The organism is Pseudomonas sp. GW460-LB5, from assembly GCF_059423245.1.
The window spans coordinates 16,219-33,099 of the sequence record NZ_JBWKXT010000042.1; the positions used below are offsets into that span (position 1 = coordinate 16,219).

Sequence of the window (16,881 nt, forward strand, 5' to 3'; positions counted from 1 at the left end):
GCCAGACACCGCATGCCCTCCTTCGCGGAACAAGCCCGCTTCCACAGCAGCTTGCTTGTTGCCGGTGTTCTCCCCGACTATCGTTAATGTTTCCTTAATGGGAAGCTTACACAATACATATCGGATTTCTCGATAATCCGAAGCAATTTTTTCCGCTTTTATTCGATACGTTACGCGTTAGTCTGTGCACAGCTTCCACGGAGAAACACGCCAACATGCAACTGCGCAATTCACCTTCTCGCTACGGCGTGGTCAGCATCATCCTGCACTGGGGCGTGGCGCTGGCAGTTTTCGGCCTGTTCGGCCTCGGCCTGTGGATGGTCGGCCTCGACTACTACAGCCCTTGGCGCAAGGCCGGCCCGGATCTGCACAAGAGCATCGGCCTGGTGCTGCTGGCGGTGATGCTGTTGCGGGTAGTCTGGCGTTTCATCAGCCCGCCACCACCGGCACCTGCCAACCACGGCGCGGCCACACGGCTAGCGGCCAAGCTGGGCCATCTGGCGCTGTACCTTGGCCTGTTTGCGGTGATGGCTGCCGGTTACCTGATTTCTACCGCTGACGGCGTCGGCATTCCGGTGTTTGGCCTGTTCGAAGTACCGGCACTGGTCAGCGACCTGCCTGATCAGGCAGATGTGGCTGGCGTGATTCATCTGTGGCTTGCCTGGGGCCTGGTGATTTTTGCCGTGCTGCATGGCCTGGCAGCGCTCAAGCACCATTTCATCGACCGTGACGCGACCCTGACCCGCATGTTGGGCCGCAAAGCTTGACTCTCAACCTCAATTGCATAGGAAGGAAATAAGGATGTTGAAAAAGACTTTTGCCGCTCTGGCGCTCGGTACCGCTCTGCTTTCCGCCGGCCAGGTCATGGCTGCCGAGTACAAGATCGACAAGGAAGGCCAGCACGCGTTTGTCGACTGGAAGATCAGCCACCTGGGTTACAGCTTTATTCACGGTACCTTCAAGGATTTCGACGGCAACTTCACCTGGGATAGCGCCAAGCCTGAAGCCAGCAAGATCAGCGTCGACCTGAAAACCGCCAGCCTGTGGTCGAACCATGCCGAGCGTGACAAGCACATCGCCAGCGCCGACTTCCTCGATGTGAAGAAGTATCCTGAAGCCAAGTTCGTCTCCACCGCCGTCAAGTCGACTGGCGACAAGACTGCTGACGTGACCGGCGACCTGACCCTGCACGGCGTGACCAAGCCGGTCACCTTCAAGGCCACCTTCAACGGTGAAGGCAAGGACCCATGGGGTGGTGAGCGTGCTGGTTTCAACGCCACCACCACCCTTAACCTGAACGACTTCGGTATCAAAGGCCCAGGCCCGACTTCGCAGACCCTCGACCTGGATATCAGTGTCGAAGGTGTGAAGCAGAAGTAAGCATTGCCTTGGCAATAGAAAACGCCGCCCATTGGGCGGCGTTTTCATTTCCCGTTCAGGGCCCTGACAGGGCCGCTACAGGCTGCCTCTGGCTTAACCTTTTCGGGTCAACAGGGCGGGACGCTCACCGCGCGGGCGGCTCGGCAGATCATCCAGTTGCTCAGGCGTCGGGAAACGGTCGAGCTTGGACTCCTTGCGGATGATCACCGGCTGTTTTTCCGGCTGGCGCGTGTTGCGCACGGCCGGCTCTTGCCGGGCAGCATCGTCACGGGCCGGGCGGCCACGGCCACCGCCATCACGGCGAGCACCACCGTTGTTATTGCGCGGCGGGCGCTTCTCACCGTTTGCAGTGCGTGGCTGGCCGCCATTGCGAGCCTGACCACCGCCACCGTTGCTACGCGGGGCAGCACCTCCTTGGCTCTGGCCTGCACCAGTACCGCCGCCAGGACGACGGTTACGTCCCTGGTTCTTGCCTTGGTACGGGCTGACGTAATCGGCGCGGTTACCGAAGTTGTCGACTTCGTCATCCAGGAACTCATCCGGGGCACGGTCGGCTGGCGGCTTGGGCACGCTGTTCTGGCTGGCCTGCTGCTGGCGCGGCTTGTTGTCACGCGGCTTGCGTTGCTGCGGCTTGTCGCCGGACTTTTCCTTGTCTGCAGGCTTGCCGGCCGCTGGCTGCTTGGCCTTGCCTTTATCCTTGCCTTTGTCCTTGCGGCCACCGTTGGCGTCTTTGCCACCTTCGCCGCGGGGCTGGTTGCGACCGCCACGGCCGTTGTTCTGCGGGCGTTCGCGTACTTCCGGTTTTTCGGCTTCTACCTGGCTGGCGTCGAAGCCCATCAGGTCGCCGTCCGCGATCTTCTGCCGGGTAACCCGCTCAATGCTCTTGAGCAACTTCTCTTCATCTGGCGCGACCAGCGAAATGGCCTCGCCCGAGCGACCGGCGCGGCCAGTACGGCCGATGCGGTGCACGTAATCTTCCTCAACATTCGGCAGCTCAAAGTTGACCACGTGGGGCAACTGGTCGATGTCCAGGCCGCGGGCAGCGATGTCGGTGGCGACCAGTACGCGGACGCTGTTGGCCTTGAAGTCGGCCAGGGCCTTGGTGCGGGCGTTCTGGCTCTTGTTACCGTGAATCGCGGCAGCGGTCAGGCCTTGCTTTTCCAGGTACTCGGCCAGACGGTTGGCGCCGTGCTTGGTACGGGTAAACACCAGTACCTGTTCCCAGGCACCCAGGGTGATCAGGTGTGCCAGCAGCGCACGCTTGTGGCTGGCAGGCAGGCGGTAGACACGCTGCTCGATACGTTCGACAGTGGTGTTCGGCGGCGTGACCTCGATACGCTCCGGGTTATGCAGGAGCTTGTCGGCGAGGTCGGTGATGTCCTTGGAGAAGGTGGCCGAAAACAGCAGGTTCTGGCGCTTGGATGGCAGGCGCGCCAGTACCTTCTTGACGTCGTGGATGAAGCCCATGTCGAGCATGCGGTCGGCTTCGTCGAGCACCAGGATTTCCACATGGGCCAGGTCGACCTTGCCTTGGCCGGCCAGGTCGAGCAGGCGGCCCGGGCAGGCAACCAGCACGTCAACGCCCTTGGCAATCGCCTGGACTTGCGGGTTCATGCCAACGCCGCCGAAGACGCAGGCGCTGACCAGTGGCAGGTCACGGGCATAGACCTTGAAGCTGTCGTGCACCTGGGCTGCCAGCTCCCGGGTTGGGGTCAGGACCAGCACGCGAGGCTGGCGAGGGCCGTGGCGCTGCGACTTGTCGGGGTGACCGGCGGGGAACAGGCGCTCGAGAATCGGCAGGGCGAAGCCGCCGGTTTTACCAGTACCTGTCTGAGCGGCAACCATCAGGTCGCGGCCTTGCAACACGGCGGGAATCGCCCGCTGTTGCACGGGGGTCGGCTGGGTATAGCCCGCAGCCTCGATAGCGCGGACAAGAGCCTCGGAGAGACCGAGGGAAGCAAAGGACATGGGCGATCCTGTTCTCGTGTGGGCTGGGCCCGTTGGGATGTTCTGCCTGGCGCGACGGGCATCGGTGGGATGCGATCGCGTCCGGTCCAGCTGGGCTTTCACTGCACATCCGGGAAACGGAGGGTGACGCGAAGGTGCGTCGGTGCCGATCGGGATGCCTGTTACGAGGCCGAGCGTCCGGGCGTGAGCCGGGCGGGAAGGCCCGAGTATAACAGAGCTATCGCGCTGTGCTGCTTTCCTGCTGCTCAACGGCGTTGAGAATGTTTCCGATGTCGCCTGTGTAACGGTGGCTGATGGCGGCAAAGGCCGGCTCGTGCTTGAACCGCTGCAGTTCTTCGGCAAAGGCCAGGGCCAGTGTTTCGCGCCCTGGCTTGCGCACCAAGCCCAGGTACTGGGCTTGGCGGCTGATTGCCAGCGGGAGTTCCTCGACTTGTTGTTCAAGGCCCAGACGGCGAATCAGGTAATGCCCGACCACGCGGTCGGTGATTGCCAGGTCGATACGGCCCAGCAGCAGTTTGCCGAAGTTGGCTTCCTGCGTTGGCGCGGCTTCACGCCGAAAATGGGTCGCCTGGTTGAACGCGTCGCCATAGGCGTAGCCGGGCGAGGTGCCGACGGTGAGGCCCGCCAGGTCCTTGAACCCGGCCACGGCATGGCGGCGTGCGCGGGCCTGAAACAGCACGAACTCGACCTCCGACATGGGCTCGGGGGCGTACACCAGATAGGGCCGCCGCGTCTCGCTCTGGAAGATGTCCAGAATACCGTCGGCCAAGCCTTTCTCGATCATTGCCAGGCAGCGCTTCCATGGCAGGAACTGCCATTCCACCTCAACCCCAAGGCGTTTGAATACCTCGGTGGTGACTTCGTAGTCGATACCGAGGGGCTGGCCCTCGTGCTGATAAATGTAGGGCGCCCAGTCATCGGATACCAGGCGCAGGCGCTCGCCCAGAGCCAACGGGCTCAGGCAGGCGAGCAGCAGGATCCAGAACAGGCGGGCGACGAGTGGCATGGCCGCAGATTACGCGCTCGGCCGATTCAAGGCCAGCACAGGGCTGCTCAAGCCTGGGAAGACCTCAGCAAATATGCCTCGACATCTTTGCGCCGTTCGCCCAGCGACAACCGCAGCCCCGGGTGACGCAGGCATTGACGTAGCCGCTCGGGTGCCATACGGCCATGGCGTGCATGGAGGTTTTCCAGGGCTTTGTCCCACCAGGCCGGCGCGCAGGCGCGGTCGAATTCATTGGGATAGGGGTAGCAGCCATAGAGCAATTCGCGCGCAAACTGGCGCTCGTGGCTGGGCAGGGTCAGGCTCAGTGCCTTGTAACCCAAGCGGTGCAGGGTAGGGGGGCGCGGCAGTTGGTCGTTGACCAACGCAACGTCAGCCAGCGCTTCGCCGCCCAATGGGTCGTGGCCGTGCTTGCGCAGCCAGGCTTGGATCTTGGCACGGAACTGGGCTTTGCGGCTCCAGTAGTGGTGGATGACGTCGGTACACTCGGCCACCTCCAGTTTGCGGTATGCCGCCACTGCCAGGCAGAACTCCTCAAGGGTATAGGCCTCGCGAGCCAAGGGGTAGAACTCGTCCATCATGTCGATGGAGCGGTCCAGGGTGCCGGCGTCCTCGGCTGTGAGGCCAATTACCCCAGAGTTGACCAGTGGCATCTGGCAGTCGGCCAGGCCCCGGGTTTGCAGGATGGACAGCAGGTTCCGGTACAGCAGGCACTTCTGGTTTGCGCCATAGCGCGGGCCGATGGCATTGCACAGCAGCTTGCCTGGGGCCACTCGGGCGAACAGGTGCAGCGGCGATGTGCGGAAGAAGGTATCGGTGTCGATCAGCACTGCCAGCGGGTGTTGTTGTAGCACCTGGCGAAGCAGCACATGCTTGCTGCGAAAATGATAACCGTGAGGAGCGTTCCATGCCTGGCGCGTGGCTTCGTCCAGCAAGTGGACAGTGACGGGCAGCTTGGCGTAGGGCTGTGGGTTGTCGGTGTACACCTGGATGCCAATGGCATCGGCTGCTGTCGTCCCCAAGTGGGCGAGGGCGCTGACAATGCTGAAGCAGGCTTCCTGATGATAGGTTGCCGGGCCAAAAGCCAGGTAGACAAGCTGTGGGCGCGATGGCTGGGGATGCTGCATGGCTGGCAAGACCTGTATACCCGAAAATGATTAAGGCTTTAGTCTATGACCAAAGCCTTAATCATTTCTTAAGCAGACTTTGCCAAAAAGTTTCAGCGCGGCAGCTTCAGGTTGTTCCAGATCGCCAGGCTTGGGTCGGCCTGGTTCAACGTGTAGAAGTGCAGGCCCGGTGCGCCGCCTTGCAGCAGCTGTTCGCACATGCGGGTAATCACTTCTTCGCCGAATGCCTGGATGCTGGCGGTGTCGTCGGCATAGGCTTCCAGCTGCTTGCGGATCCAGCGCGGGATTTCGGCGCCACAGGCGTCGGAGAAGCGCGCCAGCTTGCTGTAGTTGGTGATCGGCATGATGCCGGGTACCACCGGGATGTCCACGCCCAGCTTCTGTGCGCGCTCGACGAAGTAGAAGTAGCTGTCGGCGTTGAAGAAGTACTGGGTGATGGCGCTGTCGGCGCCCGCCTTGACCTTGTGCACGAAGTTGGCCAGGTCGGTTTCAAAATTACGAGCCTGCGGGTGCATTTCGGGGTAGGCGGCCACTTCCAGGTGAAAGTGGTCAGCGGTTTCCTGGCGAATGAACTCGACCAGGTCGCTGGCGTAGCGCAGTTCACCACTGGCCATGCCCATGCCGGAGGGCAGGTCGCCACGCAGGGCGACGATGCGCTTGATGCCGGCAGCCTTGTATTCCGCCAGCAAGGCGCGCAGGTCGTCCTTGGAGTCGCCCACGCACGACAGGTGCGGTGCGGCCGGTACCTTCACTTCGCTCTCCAGCTGCAGCACGGTGTTCAGCGTGCGGTCGCGGGTCGAGCCACCGGCACCGTAGGTGCAGGAGAAGAAGTCCGGGTTGTAGGTGGCCAGCTGGCGAGCGACGCCCATCAGCTTTTCGTGACCGGCGTCGGTCTTGGTCGGGAAGAACTCGAAACTGTAGCGGCGTTCTTGTGACATCACTCGTTCCTCAAGCAGCCTGCTTCAAGCGGCAGGCTGCAAGTAAAAGCCAGGGCGGTGTGGGCCGGCCTGGCTTGGGCATCGTTGCGAAGCGTTGCCTGCGACTACTTAGTAGCGGTAGGCGTGCGGCTTGAACGGGCCTTCGACGGTCACGCCGATGTAGTCGGCTTGCTGCTTGGTCAGCTTGGTGACCACGCCGCCGAAGCCGCGGACCATTTCCAGGGCCACTTCTTCGTCGAGTTTCTTCGGCAGTACTTCAACGGTCAGGCGCTCGGCTTTCTGCTCGGCCGACAGGTCGGCGTACTTCTGCTCGAACAGGAAGATTTGTGCCAGCACCTGGTTGGCGAACGAACCGTCCATGATGCGGCTTGGGTGGCCAGTGGCGTTACCCAGGTTGACCAGGCGGCCTTCTGCCAGCAGGATCAGGTAGTCGTCGTTCTGCGGGTCGAAGCTGCCAGCGCCGGTGCGGTGGATCTTGTGCACCTGCGGCTTGACCTCTTCCCAGGCCCAGTTCTTGCGCATGAAGGCGGTATCGATCTCATTGTCGAAGTGGCCGATGTTGCAGACCACGGCACGCTTCTTCAGGGCCTTGAGCATGTTGGCATCGCAGACGTTGACGTTACCGGTGGTGGTGACGATCAGGTCGATCTTGCCCAGCAGGGCCTTGTCGATGCTGGCTTCGGTGCCGTCGTTGATACCGTCGATGAACGGCGAGACCAGCTCGAAGCCGTCCATGCAGGCCTGCATGGCGCAGATCGGGTCAACTTCGGTGACCTTGACGATCATGCCTTCCTGACGCAGGGACTGGGCCGAGCCCTTGCCCACGTCACCGTAGCCGATCACCAGCGCTTGCTTGCCCGACAGCAGGTGGTCGGTACCACGCTTGATGGCGTCGTTCAGGCTGTGACGGCAGCCATACTTGTTGTCGTTCTTGCTCTTGGTGACCGAGTCGTTGACGTTGATCGCCGGGACTTTCAGCTCGCCCTTGGCCAGCATGTCCAGCAGGCGATGCACGCCAGTGGTGGTCTCTTCGGTTACACCGTGCACGCGGTCCAGCACTTGCGGGTATTTCTTGTGCAGCAGCTCGGTCAGGTCACCACCGTCGTCGAGGATCATGTTGGCGTCCCATGGCTGGCCATCCTTGAGGATGGTCTGCTCCAGGCACCACTCGTACTCTTCTTCGGTTTCACCTTTCCAGGCGAATACCGGGATACCGGCGGCGGCGATCGAAGCGGCGGCCTGGTCTTGAGTAGAGAAGATGTTGCAGGACGACCAGCGCACTTCGGCACCCAGGGCAACCAGGGTTTCGATCAGCACGGCAGTCTGGATGGTCATGTGGATGCAGCCCAGGATCTTCGCACCCTTGAGCGGTTGCTCGGCCAGGTACTTGCGACGCAGGCCCATCAGCGCAGGCATTTCCGATTCGGCAATGATGGTTTCGCGACGGCCCCAGGCGGCCAGGGAGATGTCAGCGACTTTGTAATCGGTAAAACCAGCAGGCATGTTTGCAGCGCTCATGAGAGCCTCCATTCGTAGTGTGCGAATGGGCGCCGTTGTGCGTTAAGCGCCCGCGAGAGCGAGCAACGCCCCATCCGAGCCTGACAGGCCTAGCCTGCTGCAGCGCCCCTCGGACAGGTGGCGGGCATGGCACCGCTGTGGGCAACCATGTGAAGCGGCGCAGATTATAGCCGCCCCCGGCAGCTTGCCCAAGGTTTTCCGTCGATTAATCGCGACGATAGTCGATGTTCAATGGAGCGAAGGCAGCCGCTCTGCCATCATTGCTACACGTTAGCCAAGCAGGTCAGGAGCAAAGATGAACTTTCACACCCGCAAGTGGGTTAAACCCGAAGACCTCAACCCTAATGGCACCCTGTTCGGTGGCAGCCTGTTGCGCTGGATCGACGAAGAGGCGGCCATCTACGCCATCGTCCAGCTGGGCAACCAGCGTGTAGTGACCAAGTACATTTCCGAAATCAACTTCGTCAGTGCTTCGCGTCAGGGTGACATCATCGAACTGGGCATTACTGCCACCGAATTCGGCCGCACGTCGATCACCCTCAAGTGCGAAGTGCGCAACAAGATCACCCGCAAGAGCATTCTTACCGTCGACAAGATGGTGTTCGTCAACCTCGGTGACGACGGCTTGCCGGCAGCGCACGGGCGCACCGAGATCAAGTATGTCCAGGACCAGTTCCCGGATTCGGCAGTCGAGTGATTTTCTGGGGCTGCTCCGCAGCCCATCGCGACACAAGGCCGCGCCCACAGGAAGTCGCATTCTCGCTGTGGGAGCGGCCTTGTGCCGTGAGTGGCCGCAAAGCGGCCCCGGCAATCTCAAGGCTGGGCGCTGACCTTGCGCACCACTCGCCCGATGCTCAAGCCCTGCACCAGGATCGACGACAACACCACGATGTAGGTGATCGACAGCAGCAGGTCACGCTCCTCGCCCAGTGGCAGCGACAGCGCCAGGGCCACCGACACCCCGCCACGCAGGCCACCCCAGGTCAGCACCCGCACCGTGCCTTTGGGCACCGGGCGCCAGCGGCGCAGCAGGACGATGGCCGGGGCCACGGTCAGTAGCCTCGACAGCAGCACCGCCAGCGCCAGCACGCTGCCGGCCGCCAGGTGCATCCAGTTGAACGGCAGCAGCAACAGCTCCAGGCCGATCAGTGCGAACAGCAGGGCATTGAGCATGTCATCGATCAGCTCCCAGAAACCGTCCATGTAGCGACGGGTCATGTCGTTCATCGCCAGGTTGCGTCCCAGGTTGCCGATGATCAGGCCGGCCACCACCATGGCGATCGGCGCCGAAACGTGTAGCTCGTAGCACATGGCCGAGCCACCGATGACCAGCGCCAGGGTCAGCATGACTTCCACCTGGTACTGCTCGATGCTCTTGATCATGCGGTAGGTGGCGTAGCCGATCAGGCCACCAAACACCACGCCACCGATGGCCTCGCGGGCGAACAGGATCGCCGTGTCGGTCATGCTCGGCGTTTCACCCAGCTGGATGATGCCCAGCAACACGGTGAACACCACTACCGCAGTGCCGTCGTTGAACAGCGACTCGCCGACGATGGTGGTTTTGAGCGGTTTGGAGGCGTTGGCGGTACGCAGCGCGCCCAGCACGGCAATCGGGTCGGTGGGCGAGATGAGCGCACCGAACAGCAGGCAGTAGATCAGCGGCACTTGCCAGCCAAACATCGCGAATACCCAGTGCGACAGGTAGCCGATGACCACGGTGGCGATCAGCACCCCAATCGTTGCGAGCAACCCTATCGGCCAGCGGTAACTGCGCAAATCGCTGAGGTTCACGTGCAAGGCGCCGGCAAACAGCAGGAACGCCAGCATCCAGTGCATCAACAGGTCGTTGAAATCGATCTGGTTCATCAGCCCTTCGACGCGCTCTTCCAGGCCAGGGAAGCCGATCAGGCTAAGGCCCTGCAGTATCAGGGAGAACAGCAGTGCCGTGACCATCACACCGATGGCGGGCGGCAGGCCGATGAAACGGTAATTTACATAGGTGAGGAGGGTGGTGAGGCAGATAAACGCGGCAACTAATTCAAGCATCCCGAATCCTGTGACAGTGGCTTCCAAGTCGTTACCCGAATGGCTCGGGCAGTTCTTTGATGACCTGGCACGGGGTTCGGGACACAAGCTTTGACCGGATTCGTTCCAATCGTTCCCATGTAAGGGGGCCGCACAGCGGCCCCTGAACGCTATATATTCACAGCAATAAAAAAGCCATTAAGGATAAGAAGGCGTGTTGGCAACATCCCTGGTGCTGGTCGCCGCCCTGCTGCATGCGACCTGGAATACCCTGATCAAATTCAGCGGCGAGCGCTTGCTGGTGATCGCCAGCATGGACACGGTGGCCCTGGTGTTCGCGGTGCTGGCGGTCGCCTTCGTCGATGTGCCGCCGGCGGAAATATGGCCCTGGTTGGTTGCCTCGGCGCTGGCCGAGCAGCTGTACCGCTATCTGCTGATCAAGGCCTACCGCGTGGGCGACCTGGGGCTGGTCTATCCTCTGATGCGCGGGCTGTCACCGTTAGTGGTGCTGGGCTTGACCTTGGCCTTTGCCGGGGAGTCGCTGAGCCAGCAGCAGATCATCGGCATCTTGCTGATCCCTTGTGGCATGGCTTGCCTGTTATGGCAGGGCGGTGGCGGTGACCGGCTGCCCTGGTCGATGCTGCCGGTGGTCGCCCTGATCGGTCTGTGCATCGGCTGTTACACCTGGTTCGACGGCCAGGCGGTGCGCTTATGGGGCAAACCGTGGGATTACCTGGTGTGGCTGACTCTGCTCAGTGCCTGGCAATTCCCGCTGCTGGCCGGTGTGGCGCGGCGGGCTCCGTTCGCCCTGTTCTGGCGAACGCAATGGCGCCTGGGCCTGGCGGTAGGGCTCTGCGTGTTGTTCAGTTATGCACTGGTGTTGTGGGCCATGCACCTGGGGTCGGTGGCCGAGGCGGCTGCGTTGCGGGAGTTGAGCGTGATCCTGGTGGTGTTGCTGGGTATGCGTTACCTCAAAGAACCTTTTGGCGGGCCAAGACTCCTAGCTTGCGGGCTGGTCCTTGCAGGCATGCTGGTGATGAAGCTCTAACCTATTTTCGAACAAGGAGTCCTGAGCATGACCGTTGCCCTGTGGTGCATCCTGATCGCGCTGATGCTGAACCCGCTGTGTGCCTTGATCGCCAAAGTGGCCAGCGGCCGGTTTGGCCTCAAGGACAATCACGACCCGCGCGCTTTCCTTGATACCTTGTCGGGCTTGCCGCGGCGGGCCCATGCAGCGCAGCAGAATGGCTACGAGGCGTTCCCGGCGTTTGCTGCTGCGGTACTGGTGGCGGATATCGTCGGCAATGCCGAGCAGGTGACGCAGGATGTGCTGGGGGTGATGTACATCACCAGCCGCTTGCTTTACATCATCTGCTACCTGGCCGATTGGGCGGCCTTGCGCTCGCTGGTGTGGTTTGCCGGGTTGGCAATTATCGTGTCGTTCTTCGTGGTTTCCATCTGAAACCGCGTTGCCTGCTTCGCGGGCGAGCCCGCGAAGAATTCACCGCCGATCAAAGTACCTTAGGTACCTCAGGTAGTGGCTGGCCTTTAGGCCAGAGCATCCAGATCTGCCCCTGCTGCTTCATGTTCCCCGCCAGCTCGCCGGCTTCCGGCCCGGTGCCCCAGAACAGGTCGGCGCGCACTTCACCCGCAATCGCCCCTCCCGTGTCCTGCGCACCCACCGGGCGCACCACTGGCGAGCCGTCCGGGCGCGTGGTGGAAAGCCACAACAGGCTGCCCAGCGGAATCACCTTGCGGTCGATGGCCACGCTGTAGCCCGCTGTCAGCGGTACGTTCAACGAACCGCGCGGGCCTTCGTTACTGTCCGGGCGGGTGCTGAAGAACACATAGCTGGGGTTGCTGGCCAGCAGTTCCGGTACCCGCTGCGGATTGGCCTGGGCCCAGGCATGAATGGCACCCATGCTCACGTCTTCTTTTTTCAACTGACCCTGCTCCACCAGCCAGCGGCCGATCGGCCGGTAGGGGTGGCCGTTCTGATCGGCGTAGCCCAGGCGCAGCTGACGGCCGTCTTCCAGTTGTACCCGCCCAGAACCCTGGATCTGCAGGAATTGCAGGTCCATCGGGTCGGTCAGCCAGGCCAGCACCGGTGCCTTGACGCCGTTACGGTTGATCACTTCGGCAGTGTCGTATGGCTTGAGCACCCGGCCATCAAGCCGGCCGCGCAGGCGTTTACCCTTGAGTTCGGGGTACACGCTGGCAAGGTCGACCACGATCATGTCATCAGGAATGCCGTAGACCGCCACATGGTTGGTCGCTGACTGGCTCAGGCTGCCGGGGTAGACCGGCTCGTAGTAGCCGGTAATCAGGCCGTTGGCCTTGTTCTCGGCGGAGCGCAGGCCGTATACCTGCAGGTTCTGTTCAAGGAATGTACGTACCTGGGCGGCGCTCGCCGTGGCGTTGCCGGCCGCTTCGCAGGTGGCGGCCCACACTGGGTCGCGCTTGAGTTTCTCACAGCCGTTGCGCCAGGCGTAGAAACCGGCCAGCAGGTCTTCGTCGCTGACTGCAGGCAGGTCTTTGAATGTGGCCGGAGCATAAGTGGCGATGGCGTGGGGCTCGGGCTTGGCGGTCTCGCCGCCGTTGCAGCCGGCCAGCAACGCCAGCACCGGAAGTGTCCAGGCCAGGTGGCGCAAGGCAGATGTCATGTGTGCATTCCTGTCATGGGCGAACATGAAGATTCGCCCCTGTTTTTTATGTGGCTATTGGTGTTTGGCCCTTGGACGGCGATACTGGCCGCCCATTTGCGTAGGCCGAAGTGAGCGTGATGTTGAAGCGATTGACCGTTGTTCTGCTGGCAGCCCTGGCCCTGAGCGGTTGCGACCGGGTTGACCCGAACTCGCCGCTGGGCAAGCGCAAGGTAATCTTCAAGGACATGCTCAAGACCAGCGAAGACTTGGGCGGTATGCTGCGTGGCCGGCTGCCGTTCGACGGGCTGAAGTTTGCCGATGGCGCGCTGAAGCTGGACAGCCTTTCGCACCAGCCCTGGCAGCACTTCCCCGAGGTACGCGATGGCGGTGATAGCGCCGCGCGCGCAGCGGTATGGGAGCGCCAGGCGCGCTTTCATGAACTGGCCCGGCAGCTGGAAAGCGTTACGGGCGAGCTGGTCGATGTCAGCCGCAGCCAGCCGCTGGACGCTGCACAGCTGAAAGCGCCGATGGACAAGGTCGAAGCGGCGTGCAAGGCGTGCCATACCGAGTTTCGTAATCATTGATGACCTGCTGTGGCCTCATCGCCGGCAAGCCAGCCCCCACAGGTACTGCGCAGTAATTGAGGGCAGTGTGATACCTGTGGGAGCTGGCTTGCCGGCGATGAGGCCAGTAAGGGCAACGCAAATCGCTGTCAGTGATCCAGATCGTCTACCGCTTTCTGCAATTCTTTACGCGATTCGGCAAGCTTGTCCTTGCGCTTGTTGATCTTCTCCGCGTCGCCTTTTTTCTCGGCTTTCTTCAGGTCTTTTTCCCGCTGCACCACTTCGTGACGTGCATCCAGCACCTTCTGCTCACGCTCTTTGCGCAGGCTCGCGTCGGTGCAGTTGTCCACGCCACGCAGTGCTTCCTCCAGCCCTGCGACCTGGTCGCTGTTGCCGTGGTCGCGGGCGATTTTCAACTGGTTCTCGATGGCGCTGCGCTTGGCGGCGCAACCGGTCAGGCCTGGGTCCGGCTGGGCCGCTTGTACAGCTCCCGCAGCCAAACCCAGTGATGCGAGCAGGAAAAGAGTCGAAATGCGTTTCATGAAAAGCCTCCTGAACGGGGCGGGGCAGCAAAAGTTGGTGGAAATCCTGCCTTGGTTTTGCCCATTTAGGAACCCTTGGTGAGGTTTTCGGCTTGAATCTCGGGTTTTTCCTATGAGCTAAATGGTAAAAAATCATTGCTCAATGCGCTGGGGGCTAGCGGGGAACCCCTCTATGCCGGTTTTCGCCAACCGTGCAGCAATGGCCTGCACCTCAGGGGCCGCGAAGAAATCCACAAGTTGGCGCGAGCGTTTTGCGCCAATGCCGGGCACGGTTTGCCATTGCCCGGCACTGCGTGAAGCCAGCTCTGCCCAGTCGCCCGTCAGTTGCAGATGCTTGCTGACGGGCGCGCCAATGCCGCGCAGCCACAGATCGAATGGCCGTGAGCGTGCTTGGTCGAAACTGCCCAGCAGCTGTGCGGCCGTCAGGCTACTTATGCCGGGTACCTGCTGCAGGCGCTCGGCATCAAGATGCAGCCAATCGGTCATTGATGTTACCAAGCCCGCTTCGACCAGCCGGCGCCACGTGCCGGGCCCGGTACGCGGCAAGGCCAGGCCTTGTTTTCCGCCAAGCCAGGTAAGCCGGGCAATGAATTGCTCTTCACAGCCTTCGCTGGCCTGCCAGCAGCTGTGGGCATGATGCTGGTCGGGTGCAGGCGCGGCCAGTGGCTGGCGCTCGACAGCGCGGTGCACGACGTGGTCCAGGCGTGGAATGGTCAGCCCGGCAAGACTGATGGCCACCTGGTCGCCGGGGCGGATGTCCAAGGCTTGCCAGCGCGCCAGCGAGCCAAGGCTTACCTGGGAAATGCGCCGGTCATCGAGGGTTACCGGCTGTACCTGCACAATGGGCGTGACCCTGCCGGTGCGGCCAACCCGAAAGCGCACGTCGCGCACTTCGGCCAAGGCTTGTACATAGGGGTATTTCCAGGCCGCGATCCAGTACGGTGCCTTGGCCTGCCAGCGCTTGGCGGGCGGCCGGCGGCCCTGGCGCAGGATCACGCCGTCGGTGGCGAAGGGCAGGGGGGAGTTGTACCAGTGCCCACGCCAGTGCGTTGCATCTTCCAACGTGTCGATGGCGATGCTGTAACGCTGGCTATCCGGGAAACCCAGGTGTGCGAGTTGTGCGAGGCGTTCGGCTTGTTGGTCGGGGCCCTGCGGCCAGCCCCATACGAACAGGCCGATAGTGTCCCCTTGCTCGGCGGTCAGTTGCTTGCGTGCGAGCAGCCCGGCCACAGTGCCGCGGGCGTTGGTGCTGCCTGCCTTGGCTTGTATATGTTCGTTCAGGCGCAGATACAGCTCACCTTGCAAGTGCAGGTCAATCGGCATGGGCAACTGTCGGGTGACTGCGCCCAGTTGTGGAATGTGTCGGCTCCAGTCATGGCCATGTACACCGTCACCCCGGCTGGTGAGCTGCACCAATCGACCCTGCTGGTAAGTGAGGGAAACTGCAACACCGTCGACCTTGGGCTGTACCCACACGCCGGTCTTGCCGGCCATCCATCGCGCTACGGCCTGGCGGTCTGCCAGCTTGTCGACGCCGGTATGCGGCACGGGGTGGGTGACCGGGCCACGAGCGCTGGCCAAAGGGGAGGGGCTGCTGCCAACCGCGAAGCACTGCTGCAGGTGATTCAGGCGCTCGCGGCTTTGGTCGTACAGTTCATCGGCGACCAGGGCAACACCCTGGCGATGGTAGTGCTCGTCCCATCGGGTGAGCGTGGCGCGCAGCTGCGCAACTTCGGCCTCGGCCTGTTGCGGGCTCCAGTCAGGGCATGAGGTAGCCCTGGCCAATGGGGCGTTCAGCGTAAATAGCAGGGTGAACAACAGCAGATACGGCATGGCCAGCATCCTTGCATGGCGGGTGGGCCCTCCAGCCTAGGCAGGTTCGCGGGCGCTTGCCGCCGCGCGATTGTCAGCCGATATGTCACAAAAAAGCCCCTGCCGATTGCTCGGCAGGGGCTTTCGCCTGGTGCTGTAGGAAGCTTACAGGCCGGCAGCGTCACGCAACGACTGGGCGCGGTCGGTGCGCTCCCAGGTGAAGGTGGTGAAGGTGTCGTCGCCGACAGTCTTCTGCTGCGGCTCGCGGCCGAAGTGGCCGTAGGCAGCGGTTTCCTGGTACATCGGGTGCAGCAGGTCGAGCATGGTGGTGATGGCGTACGGACGCAGGTCGAAGCACTCGCGCACCAGCTGGATGATCTTGTCGTCGGAGACCTTGCCGGTACCGAAGGTGTTGATCGAGATGGAGGTCGGCTGGGCCACGCCAATGGCGTACGACACCTGGATCTCGCAACGCTCGGCCAGGCCGGCGGCAACGATGTTCTTGGCTACGTAGCGGCCGGCATAGGCGGCGGAACGGTCGACCTTGGACGGGTCCTTGCCGGAGAACGCACCACCACCATGGCGGGCCATGCCGCCGTAGGAGTCGACGATGATCTTGCGGCCGGTCAGGCCACAGTCACCCACCGGGCCACCGATGATGAAGTTGCCGGTCGGGTTGATGTGGTACTGGGTGCCCTTGTGCAGCAGCTCGGCAGGCAGGGTGTGCTTGACGATCAGCTCCATCACGGCTTCTTGCAGGTCTTTCTGCGAGACTTCAGGGTTGTGCTGGGTCGACAGCACCACGGCGTCGATACCGACCACCTTGCCGTTTTCGTAGCGGCAGGTGACCTGCGACTTCGCATCCGGGCGCAGCCACGGCAGCAGGCCGGACTTGCGCGCTTCGGCCTGGCGCTCAACCAGACGGTGCGAGAAGCAGATCGGTGCCGGCATCAGTACTTCGGTTTCGTTGCTGGCATAACCGAACATCAGGCCTTGGTCACCGGCGCCCTGGTCTTCAGGTTTGGAGCGGTCCACGCCCTGGGCGATGTCCACAGACTGCTTGCCGATGATGTTCATCACGGCGCAGGTGGCGCCGTCGAAGCCGACGTCGGAGCTGTTGTAGCCGATGTCGATGATGACCTTGCGCACCAGGTCTTCCAGGTCGACCCAGGCCGAGGTGGTGACTTCGCCGGCAATGATGGCGACACCGGTCTTGACCAGGGTTTCGCACGCTACGCGGGCATATTTGTCCTGGGCGATGATGGCATCAAGGACGGCGTCCGAAATCTGGTCGGCGATCTTGTCCGGATGCCCTTCGGACACGGACTCGGAGGTGAAAAGGGAGTATTCGCTCATC

16 protein-coding genes and 1 riboswitch are annotated in these 16,881 nt (G+C 62.2%); of the genes, 6 read left to right on the forward strand and 10 right to left on the reverse strand.

Annotated elements, in window-relative coordinates:
• The first annotated feature begins 215 nt into the window (after positions 1–215).
• A complete protein-coding gene (locus tag AC07XM_RS22085; protein ID WP_023046973.1) occupies positions 216–767 on the forward strand; it encodes a cytochrome b in 552 nt (183 codons plus the stop codon).
• A 34-nt stretch (positions 768–801) separates the two neighbouring features.
• A complete protein-coding gene (locus tag AC07XM_RS22090; protein ID WP_016489530.1) occupies positions 802–1,380 on the forward strand; it encodes a YceI family protein in 579 nt (192 codons plus the stop codon).
• A gap of 93 nt (positions 1,381–1,473) precedes the next feature.
• Here AC07XM_RS22090 and rhlE2 read toward each other — a convergent pair whose 3' ends face one another.
• The 5 genes from rhlE2 to ahcY all read right to left on the reverse strand — a co-directional run bounded on the left by rhlE2 (position 1,474) and on the right by ahcY (position 7,934).
• Entirely contained in the window at positions 1,474–3,348 is a 1,875-nt protein-coding gene (rhlE2, locus tag AC07XM_RS22095) for an RNA helicase RhlE2 (RefSeq protein WP_095116415.1), read from the reverse strand.
• Between the two features lie 217 nt (positions 3,349–3,565).
• The gene (locus AC07XM_RS22100) at positions 3,566–4,354 is read right to left on the reverse strand and encodes a substrate-binding periplasmic protein (protein WP_016489528.1); all 789 of its coding nucleotides are present in this window, start codon (positions 4,352–4,354) and stop codon (positions 3,566–3,568) included.
• Between the two features lie 47 nt (positions 4,355–4,401).
• Positions 4,402–5,478: a hypothetical protein gene (locus tag AC07XM_RS22105; protein ID WP_023046974.1), complete on the reverse strand. Its 1,077-nt coding sequence runs from the start codon at positions 5,476–5,478 to the stop codon at positions 4,402–4,404.
• A gap of 92 nt (positions 5,479–5,570) precedes the next feature.
• On the reverse strand, positions 5,571–6,416 hold the full coding sequence (gene metF, locus AC07XM_RS22110; RefSeq protein ID WP_023046975.1) for a methylenetetrahydrofolate reductase [NAD(P)H]: 846 nt from the start codon (positions 6,414–6,416) through the stop codon (positions 5,571–5,573).
• A gap of 108 nt (positions 6,417–6,524) precedes the next feature.
• On the reverse strand, positions 6,525–7,934 hold the full coding sequence (gene ahcY / locus AC07XM_RS22115; RefSeq protein ID WP_016489525.1) for an adenosylhomocysteinase: 1,410 nt from the start codon (positions 7,932–7,934) through the stop codon (positions 6,525–6,527).
• A 20-nt stretch (positions 7,935–7,954) separates the two neighbouring features.
• A riboswitch (S-adenosyl-L-homocysteine riboswitch) is annotated at positions 7,955–8,051 on the reverse strand.
• 178 nt (positions 8,052–8,229) lie between these two features.
• On the opposite strand from ahcY, the gene AC07XM_RS22120 reads away from it, so the two are divergent.
• Positions 8,230–8,631 carry an acyl-CoA thioesterase gene (locus AC07XM_RS22120; RefSeq protein ID WP_016489524.1) on the forward strand — a complete coding sequence of 134 codons (402 nt, stop codon included), beginning with the start codon at positions 8,230–8,232 and terminating at the stop codon, positions 8,629–8,631.
• Positions 8,632–8,747: 116 nt separating this feature from the next.
• On the opposite strand, the gene AC07XM_RS22125 is transcribed toward AC07XM_RS22120, so the two are convergent.
• Complete coding sequence (locus tag AC07XM_RS22125; RefSeq protein ID WP_023046976.1) at positions 8,748–9,983, reverse strand: cation:proton antiporter; 1,236 nt, start codon at positions 9,981–9,983, stop codon at positions 8,748–8,750.
• A gap of 193 nt (positions 9,984–10,176) precedes the next feature.
• On the opposite strand from AC07XM_RS22125, the gene AC07XM_RS22130 reads away from it, so the two are divergent.
• Together AC07XM_RS22130 and AC07XM_RS22135 are read left to right on the forward strand one after the other, a co-directional pair.
• Positions 10,177–11,010, forward strand: a complete 834-nt coding sequence (locus tag AC07XM_RS22130) for a DMT family transporter (RefSeq protein WP_016489522.1) — start codon at positions 10,177–10,179, stop codon at positions 11,008–11,010.
• A 27-nt stretch (positions 11,011–11,037) separates the two neighbouring features.
• Positions 11,038–11,424: an MAPEG family protein gene (locus tag AC07XM_RS22135; protein WP_016489521.1), complete on the forward strand. Its 387-nt coding sequence runs from the start codon at positions 11,038–11,040 to the stop codon at positions 11,422–11,424.
• A 49-nt stretch (positions 11,425–11,473) separates the two neighbouring features.
• On the opposite strand, the gene mltA is transcribed toward AC07XM_RS22135, so the two are convergent.
• Positions 11,474–12,625 (reverse strand): murein transglycosylase A, encoded by a 1,152-nt coding sequence (gene mltA, locus AC07XM_RS22140; RefSeq protein ID WP_023046977.1) that lies wholly within the window; start codon positions 12,623–12,625, stop codon positions 11,474–11,476.
• Between the two features lie 119 nt (positions 12,626–12,744).
• On the opposite strand from mltA, the gene AC07XM_RS22145 reads away from it, so the two are divergent.
• The gene (locus AC07XM_RS22145; protein WP_016489519.1) at positions 12,745–13,191 is read left to right on the forward strand and encodes a c-type cytochrome; all 447 of its coding nucleotides are present in this window, start codon (positions 12,745–12,747) and stop codon (positions 13,189–13,191) included.
• 128 nt (positions 13,192–13,319) lie between these two features.
• On the opposite strand, the gene AC07XM_RS22150 is transcribed toward AC07XM_RS22145, so the two are convergent.
• The 3 genes from AC07XM_RS22150 to metK form a co-directional block, all read right to left on the reverse strand.
• Complete coding sequence (locus AC07XM_RS22150; RefSeq protein WP_023046978.1) at positions 13,320–13,712, reverse strand: DUF1090 domain-containing protein; 393 nt, start codon at positions 13,710–13,712, stop codon at positions 13,320–13,322.
• A 132-nt stretch (positions 13,713–13,844) separates the two neighbouring features.
• Positions 13,845–15,545: an NAD-dependent DNA ligase LigB gene (gene ligB / locus AC07XM_RS22155; RefSeq protein WP_096426997.1), complete on the reverse strand. Its 1,701-nt coding sequence runs from the start codon at positions 15,543–15,545 to the stop codon at positions 13,845–13,847.
• A 144-nt stretch (positions 15,546–15,689) separates the two neighbouring features.
• Positions 15,690–16,880 (reverse strand): methionine adenosyltransferase, encoded by a 1,191-nt coding sequence (gene metK / locus AC07XM_RS22160; RefSeq protein WP_016489516.1) that lies wholly within the window; start codon positions 16,878–16,880, stop codon positions 15,690–15,692.
• Position 16,881: the final 1 nt, after the last annotated feature.

Excerpts from the sequence above, each read along its gene's own strand:
- ligB (WP_096426997.1), bottom strand. The coding sequence starts at position 15,545 with ATGCCGTATCTGCTGTTGTTCACCCTGCTATTTACGCTGAACGCCCCA.
- AC07XM_RS22135 (WP_016489521.1), top strand. The coding sequence starts at position 11,038 with ATGACCGTTGCCCTGTGGTGCATCCTGATCGCGCTGATGCTGAACCCG.
- metF (WP_023046975.1), bottom strand. The coding sequence starts at position 6,416 with ATGTCACAAGAACGCCGCTACAGTTTCGAGTTCTTCCCGACCAAGACC.
- AC07XM_RS22150 (WP_023046978.1), bottom strand. The coding sequence starts at position 13,712 with ATGAAACGCATTTCGACTCTTTTCCTGCTCGCATCACTGGGTTTGGCT.
- ahcY (WP_016489525.1), bottom strand. The coding sequence starts at position 7,934 with ATGAGCGCTGCAAACATGCCTGCTGGTTTTACCGATTACAAAGTCGCT.
- AC07XM_RS22145 (WP_016489519.1), top strand. The coding sequence starts at position 12,745 with ATGTTGAAGCGATTGACCGTTGTTCTGCTGGCAGCCCTGGCCCTGAGC.
- metK (WP_016489516.1), bottom strand. The coding sequence starts at position 16,880 with ATGAGCGAATACTCCCTTTTCACCTCCGAGTCCGTGTCCGAAGGGCAT.
- AC07XM_RS22090 (WP_016489530.1), top strand. The coding sequence starts at position 802 with ATGTTGAAAAAGACTTTTGCCGCTCTGGCGCTCGGTACCGCTCTGCTT.
- mltA (WP_023046977.1), bottom strand. The coding sequence starts at position 12,625 with ATGACATCTGCCTTGCGCCACCTGGCCTGGACACTTCCGGTGCTGGCG.
- AC07XM_RS22125 (WP_023046976.1), bottom strand. The coding sequence starts at position 9,983 with ATGCTTGAATTAGTTGCCGCGTTTATCTGCCTCACCACCCTCCTCACC.
- AC07XM_RS22085 (WP_023046973.1), top strand. The coding sequence starts at position 216 with ATGCAACTGCGCAATTCACCTTCTCGCTACGGCGTGGTCAGCATCATC.
- rhlE2 (WP_095116415.1), bottom strand. The coding sequence starts at position 3,348 with ATGTCCTTTGCTTCCCTCGGTCTCTCCGAGGCTCTTGTCCGCGCTATC.
- AC07XM_RS22120 (WP_016489524.1), top strand. The coding sequence starts at position 8,230 with ATGAACTTTCACACCCGCAAGTGGGTTAAACCCGAAGACCTCAACCCT.
- AC07XM_RS22100 (WP_016489528.1), bottom strand. The coding sequence starts at position 4,354 with ATGCCACTCGTCGCCCGCCTGTTCTGGATCCTGCTGCTCGCCTGCCTG.
- AC07XM_RS22105 (WP_023046974.1), bottom strand. The coding sequence starts at position 5,478 with ATGCAGCATCCCCAGCCATCGCGCCCACAGCTTGTCTACCTGGCTTTT.